Source organism: Polaromonas sp. P1_G2 (assembly GCF_056405515.1).
Genome location: NZ_JBFUBY010000254.1, coordinates 1 through 5,977, shown reverse-complemented (window position 1 = coordinate 5,977; position 5,977 = coordinate 1). Strand labels below are relative to the sequence as shown.

Annotated in this window: 7 protein-coding genes; 1 reads left to right on the top strand and 6 read right to left on the bottom strand. The window is 64.3% G+C overall.

Translation table 11 applies throughout. The annotated features are described in order from the left end of the window. The 6 genes from AC1D0P_RS20435 to AC1D0P_RS20410 all read right to left on the bottom strand — a co-directional run. On the bottom strand, positions 1-371 hold a 371-nt coding region (locus AC1D0P_RS20435), incomplete at its 3' end, for a YeeE/YedE thiosulfate transporter family protein (protein ID WP_477678430.1). Between the two features lie 78 nt (positions 372-449). Further along, entirely contained in the window at positions 450-1,211 is a 762-nt protein-coding gene (gene ybgF / locus AC1D0P_RS20430; RefSeq protein WP_477678429.1) for a tol-pal system protein YbgF, read from the bottom strand. A 14-nt stretch (positions 1,212-1,225) separates the two neighbouring features. Next, a complete protein-coding gene (gene pal / locus AC1D0P_RS20425) occupies positions 1,226-1,759 on the bottom strand; it encodes a peptidoglycan-associated lipoprotein Pal (RefSeq protein WP_477678428.1) in 534 nt (177 codons plus the stop codon). Between the two features lie 64 nt (positions 1,760-1,823). Beyond that, complete coding sequence (gene tolB / locus AC1D0P_RS20420; RefSeq protein WP_477678427.1) at positions 1,824-3,113, bottom strand: Tol-Pal system beta propeller repeat protein TolB; 1,290 nt, start codon at positions 3,111-3,113, stop codon at positions 1,824-1,826. After that, on the bottom strand, positions 3,110-3,982 hold the full coding sequence (locus tag AC1D0P_RS20415; protein ID WP_477678426.1) for a glycosyltransferase family 2 protein: 873 nt from the start codon (positions 3,980-3,982) through the stop codon (positions 3,110-3,112). Before AC1D0P_RS20415 ends, tolB begins: the two co-directional genes overlap by 4 nt. Further along, positions 3,979-4,749: a glycosyltransferase family 2 protein gene (locus tag AC1D0P_RS20410; RefSeq protein ID WP_477678425.1), complete on the bottom strand. Its 771-nt coding sequence runs from the start codon at positions 4,747-4,749 to the stop codon at positions 3,979-3,981. Before AC1D0P_RS20410 ends, AC1D0P_RS20415 begins: the two co-directional genes overlap by 4 nt. A 182-nt stretch (positions 4,750-4,931) precedes the next feature. Between AC1D0P_RS20410 and AC1D0P_RS20405 the strand changes: the two genes are divergently transcribed. Then, on the top strand, positions 4,932-5,977 hold a 1,046-nt coding region (locus tag AC1D0P_RS20405), incomplete at its 3' end, for an O-antigen ligase family protein (RefSeq protein WP_477678424.1).

Below are 5,977 nucleotides of genomic sequence, written 5' to 3'. Positions count from 1 at the left end.
ACCGACTTGAGACTGCCGCCGCCTATGCGAACCAGTGTCTTGCTGCCGCAGCCCGAGGCCAGCACCATGCCGAAGCCGAACAGCGCGCCGCCCACCAGGGCCGAGAGCCAGATAAAACGGTTGGAGGCATACAGCGTTTTGGCGGGATCGATCACGCCGGCCGCGGCCATGGTGAAGAAACCCAGCATGGCCACGCCTATGGCCATGCCCCACATGCGCATGCGGGTCCAGTCGCCCATGTTCACGATGTCGCTGACGGCGCCCATGGTGCAAAAGTGCGTGCGCTGGGCAATCGCGCCAAAAACCATGGCCAGAATAAAACCGGCCCAGAGAACCTGGGCCGTGAGACTGTTGAGTGCGGAGATGTCCATCGCCCGATTTTAGGGGCGAATGCTCCGGGAGAATGGTCCGACACCCAGGCAGGCCGGATAGCCTGCCCGGGGCGCGGCCTACTTCAGCTTGGCCAGCCGTTCCTTGGCGACCGAAGCCGCCTCGGCCTGGGGATAGGCCTTGACCAGGTCTTCCAGCGTCTTGCGGGCCGACTTGGCGTCCTTGAGTTCCACCTGGCAGTTGGCCATCGAGAGCATCGCTTCCGGCGCACGCATGTGATCGGGCTCGGCCGTCACCAGCGAGCGGAAATTGGTCACCGCATCACGGTAATTGCGCAAGGCATACTGCGCATTGCCCAGCCAGAACAGGGACGAAGCCCGGTAACCGGTTTGCGGATAGCGCTTCAGGAAAGTCAGGAAGCCGGTCTGCGCGCCCGCGAAGTCGCCCTTGCGAAGCGTGGCCAGCGCGGTTTCGAACTCCTGCCTTTCGGCGGGCTCGGCGACAAACTCCTTGCCGTCCACGTTGACCTTGCCGGGCTCGAACTTGCGCAGACGCTCGTCGACGCCCGTGGTCAGGTCCTTCTGGGTGCGCTGCATCTCGGCCACATTACGCGTGAGATTTTCGTTCTGCCCGCGCATGGTGGCCAGCTCGTTGCGCAAGGCCTCGATCTGGTTGGACAGGTCCAGCAGGCTGCGGCGCAGCTGGGCATTGTCTTCGGTGGTCCTGCGCAGCTCCTCGGCCGTGCGGGTTTGCGCCGCGTCGACTTTCTGGCGCAAATCGAGGATCGCCCGGCGAGCCTCGTCGTCTTCAAACAGGCCCGCGTGCGCATTGAACGCGAACAGGCCGGCCGCGAGGGCCGCGGCGATCCGGAAGGTCTTCACGGTCGGTATCCGGCTTAACGGTAGTTCAGTTCAGCGCGGCGGTTCTTCGCCATGGCTTCCTCGTCGGAGCCGGGAACCGCGGGTTTTTCCTTGCCGAAGCTCACGGCCTCGACCTGCGCATCCGACACACCCAGCAGGCCCAGCGCGCGGCGAACGGCTTCGGCGCGGCGCTGGCCCAGGGCCAGGTTGTACTCGCGGCCGCCGCGCTCGTCGGTATGGCCTTCGATGTTCATCTTGCGGTTCTTGTTGGCGGTCAGGAACTTGGCATGGGCTTCGATCGCGCCCTGGAACTCGGGCTTGACCACATAGCTGTCGAAATCAAAGTAGATGATTTTGGCCACATTGGCCGGGCCCTGGAGCGACGCATCGGCTCCCTGGATCTCCACGGGCGCGACGCCCCGGCCGGTGGCGCCCGAAGGATCGCCCTGCGTGGTCTGGCCCGTGCGGTCTTCGACGGGAACGTCATTGAGCTTGACGTTGGAGCCGCAGGCGGTCAGCGTGGCCGCCAGGATCAGAGAGGAGATGATGGAAAAAACGGTGCGTTTCATGGAGTACCTCTGCAAAAAATAAAAAATGGGCCGGGTTGACGATTGAAAAAATGACCGCTGCCGATCAGCGCTGGAAAGGGCCCCAGTCGGGCTCGCGAATATCGCCGCTGGCGCCGGACAGCTTCGCCTTGATCTTGCCGTCCAGCGTGGTGGTCATCAGTGCTTCCCTGCCCTGCTGCTGGGTGGCGTAGACGATCAAGCGGCTGTTGGGCGCGAAGCTCGGGCTCTCGTCGGCCGTGGTTTCGGTGATTGGAGTGACCGTCCCGGTGGCAAGTTCCATGACGTGCAGCTTGAAGGCGCCGCCCACCCGGGAGACATAGGCCAGCCAGCGCCCGTCGGGACTGACCGCGGGGGAAATGTTGTAGCCCCCGGTAAAGGTGACGCGCTCGGCATTGCCGCCGCCCGGGCTCATGCGGTAGATCTGCGGCGCGCCGCCGCGGTCGCTCACAAAGTAGATGTAGCGCCCGTCGGGCGAGAACGCCGGTTCGGTGTCGATGCTGGAAGACTGGGTCAGCCGTTTCGGCTCGCCGCCGTTGAGGCCGATCGCATAAAGCTGGGAGCCGCCGTCGCGGCTCAGCGTCGCGACGAGCTGCTTGCCGTCCGGCGACCAGGCCGGCGCGCTGTTGGAGCCGCGGAAGTTCGCCAGCAGGCGCCGCTTGCCGCTGGCCACGTCGTGCGCGTAGATCACCGGCTTGCGCGATTCAAAGGACACATAGGCCAGTTGCGAGCCGTTGGGCGACCAGGCCGGTGAAATGATGGGCTCCGGGCTGGTCAGGGCCGACTGCGCGCCCTCGCCGTCGGAGTCGGCCACCCAGAGGTTGTACTTCTGGGCTGCCTTGGTCACATAAGCGATGCGCGTCGAGAAGATGCCCTTCTCGCCGGTCAGCTTTTCATAGACAAAATCGGAAATGCGGTGCGCCGACAGCCGCAGGTCGGCCGGGCCCACGGTGTAGCTCTGCCCGCCCAGGTCTTGCCCGCGCACGATGTCCCAGAGGCGAAGGCGGACGTCGTAGCGGCCGTCGGCCAGCAGCGTCACGCTGCCCGTGACCATGGAATCCGCGCCCTTTTGGCGCCAGGCGCCCAGGTCAGGACGGGTGTTTTCATCGGCGGTGACGCCGGTGGTGTCGACCGGGCGGAACATGCCGCTGCGTTCGAGGTCGGCCCGCACGATGGCGCCGATTTTCTGCGGCGCCTGCGCATCGCCGCGAAACGCGGCAATGGCGATGGGCAGCTGGGTCAGGCCGACGCCGGACACCTCGACGCGAAACTGCGCGAAAGCCGGCAAGACAGGGAAAGCGCTGGCCGCCAGCAGGCTGACGAGGGTACGGCGGCGTAGAAAAGGTGCAATGCTCATAGGGGAGATTGGGATCCGTGCAGGGAGGTTATTTTGACGGTGGAAGCAAGGGCAGAGGAAGGATCGAGTTCACGAAGCCCTTTTTCGGCCAGGACCACATCGGTTTTCATGCGTTCAAGCACCCTTTTTTTGTTGATGGACTCCTGGTCGCGCGGGTTCTCGCGGTGCCAGAGGTGGAAGACTTCGGTGCCCATGAAACCGTTTTTCCGGTGGACGCCCAGGTTGTGCAGCCTGAGCACGAGGTCGGCATCTTCATGCCCCCATCCCTGGAAGGTTTCGTCGAATCCATTGACATCGGCAAAGTCCGAGCGCCAGACGCCAAAGTTGCAGCTGCGTATGCCATGCCAGTGAAAGCCTTGTTTTACCCTGAATAAACGCCGCGGCCAGGAGAGCAGGTGCAATAATTTGTTGCTGTCCCCCCTGAGGCGCGCACCCAGCCAGAACCATACAGGACGGCTGGGCAGGTCGATAGCGCCATTGACTACACGTTCTGTCAGACGTTCGCTGATAAGCACCCGGCTCCCGTTCAGGAAACAGCCTTTTTCGGCCAGCCGCGTGTGCTGCCCCACAAAAGCCTTGTTGGGCACGCAGTCCCCGTCGAGGAACACCAGGTAGTCGCCCGTCGCCTGGCTGGCACCCAGGTTGCGAGCCCGCGCCGCCGTAAAGCCCACATCGGGATGCCAGATGTGGCGCGCCGGGCACCTGAAGGCGGGGCATTGGTCGAACAGCATCCGCACCTGCTCGGGCCGCGAGCCGTCGTCGGCCACCAGCACCTCATGGCCTTCATCGCACTGCGCGGCCAGCGAACGCAGCACGGCCAGCAAGGCGTCGCTGCGGTTGTAGGTCAGGACGATGAAGCTGATCTTCATGGAGCGTCCGGCGCGCCCTTGGCAGCGCGCCGCAGCAGCCAAAGCTTGAGGTAGCGGTAATAGGTGCCTTCGGCGTTCGAGATGGCCAGCACCAGGCCCATCCTGCCGTCGAGGAAACCCAGGCGCAGGACATAGGTGCGTATGAAGGCCCACAGGCCGTGCCCTATCGCCTTGCCGACCGAGGCCGACCGGCCTTTGCCCAACAGGCTTTGCGCACCGGCGGTGGAATAGCGGTTAGCCTTGTCCAGCACCGCCTCGAAGTTGCGGAAACTCTCATGCAGCAGCTGCGAGCGCAACTGGCCTATCGGCCCCTGGGCCAGGATTTTTTCGTGCACCAGGTCCTCGCTGAAGCGGGCCGAGGCGCGACGGAACAAACGGGTGACCCGGTCGGGGTACCAGCCCGAATGGCGCATGTACTGCCCGCAATAGCTCGAGAGCCGGGGAAAGCAATACACGTCGAAGGCCGGCGCCTTGAGGCAAGCCAGGATTTCCACCTGCAACTCGGGCGTCACCCGCTCGTCGGCATCGAGCGAGAGCACCCAGTCCGAAGTGGCCAGCGCCAGGGCGCGGTTCTTCTGGATGCCGAAGCCCTGCCAGTCGGGGCTGGTGCTGACCTCGGCGCCCAGGGAACGGGCGATCTCCACGGTGTCGTCGGTGCTGCCGGAATCAAGCACCACCACCTGGTCCGCGAAGCTCACGGAACGAAGGCAGGCCGCGATGTTGTGGGCCTCGTTGTGGGTGATGACGGTGACGGACAAGCTTGCCAACGGTGCCTTTTCGATGAGGTGGGAGAAGCGCCGGCGCAGGACGCCGGCACAGGATTTTGCCAGTGAAACAGGCCCTCTCCATGCGCCGACAGCATAGCAGAGCCCTCCCCGCCGCCCGGCCTCCGGACGGCAAGTGGAATCGCCGATAATGCGGCATCCATCAGGCAACCCCCACGACCATTTTGCGAATCAAGACAATCAATTTCCGGCTTGCCGTCATCTGCCTGGCGGCGGCCTCCGTGGGGTTGTCAATCGCCATCATCAGCATCGCCAAGCTGTTTCTGCTCGGTTGCGTCCTGGCTGTCCCCTTGCTCGCCAGGAACCTGCCCAAAAACGGCGCCTCCCTGACAAAAACCTGGACGCCGTGGGCTGTGCTCGCGGCGCTGCTGGCATTTGTGCTGAGCCTGGCCTGGACCGCCGCGCCGCAAGGAGAGGCATTGGGCTCACTCGCCAAATACGGCAAGCTCCTCATCATCATTGCGATGATGGGCCTGATCCGGGAGCGCCGCGAGGCAATGTATGCCCTGGGCGCGTTTGCGTTTTCGCAAGTGCTGGTGGTCGCCAGTTCATGGCTGCTTTTTGCCCACCTGCCTGTCGCCTGGGCAAGCTCCCGCACGACACTGAGCCACTACACGGTCTTTTCCGGCTATCTCGACCAGGGCATCATGAGCGCCGTCTTCGCCGCGGTATGCTGGCATTTGCGGAGCCTGGTGCCCGGCCGCTACGGCCCGCAAGCGGCCGCCGTGGTGGCTGTGGCCGCCCTGGCCAACGTGTTCTTCGTGCTGGCAGGCCGCAGCGGCCAGGTGGTCGGCGTCGCCCTGTTGTCGCTGGCCATCATGTGGCAGCTTCCCAAAAGGTACCGCATCGCCGCGGTCGCGTTGCCCTTCCTGCTGGTGCTGGCGCTGTTTGTGAGTTCACCGACGATGCGGGAAAGGCTGACCTTGCTCAAAACCGAAGTGCAAGCCTATTCGCCGCAGCGGGACACCAACACCTCATCGGGTATCCGGCTGACTTTCTGGCGAACGGCCGCCCAGCTCACCGCCCAGAAGCCGCTTGCCGGCGCGGGCATCGGCAGCTGGAGCACGGAATACAACCGGATCGAACACCAGAAAAACCCGGGGCATAAAGACATAGAGCCCAACGGCAACCCGCACCAGGAATACCTGCTGTGGGGCGTGCAGCTCGGCATTCCCGGCCTGCTGCTGATCGCCGCCTTCATGCTCTCCGT

Excerpts from the sequence above, each read along its gene's own strand:
- tolB (WP_477678427.1), bottom strand. The coding sequence starts at position 3,113 with ATGAGCATTGCACCTTTTCTACGCCGCCGTACCCTCGTCAGCCTGCTG.
- pal (WP_477678428.1), bottom strand. The coding sequence starts at position 1,759 with ATGAAACGCACCGTTTTTTCCATCATCTCCTCTCTGATCCTGGCGGCC.
- AC1D0P_RS20415 (WP_477678426.1), bottom strand. The coding sequence starts at position 3,982 with ATGAAGATCAGCTTCATCGTCCTGACCTACAACCGCAGCGACGCCTTG.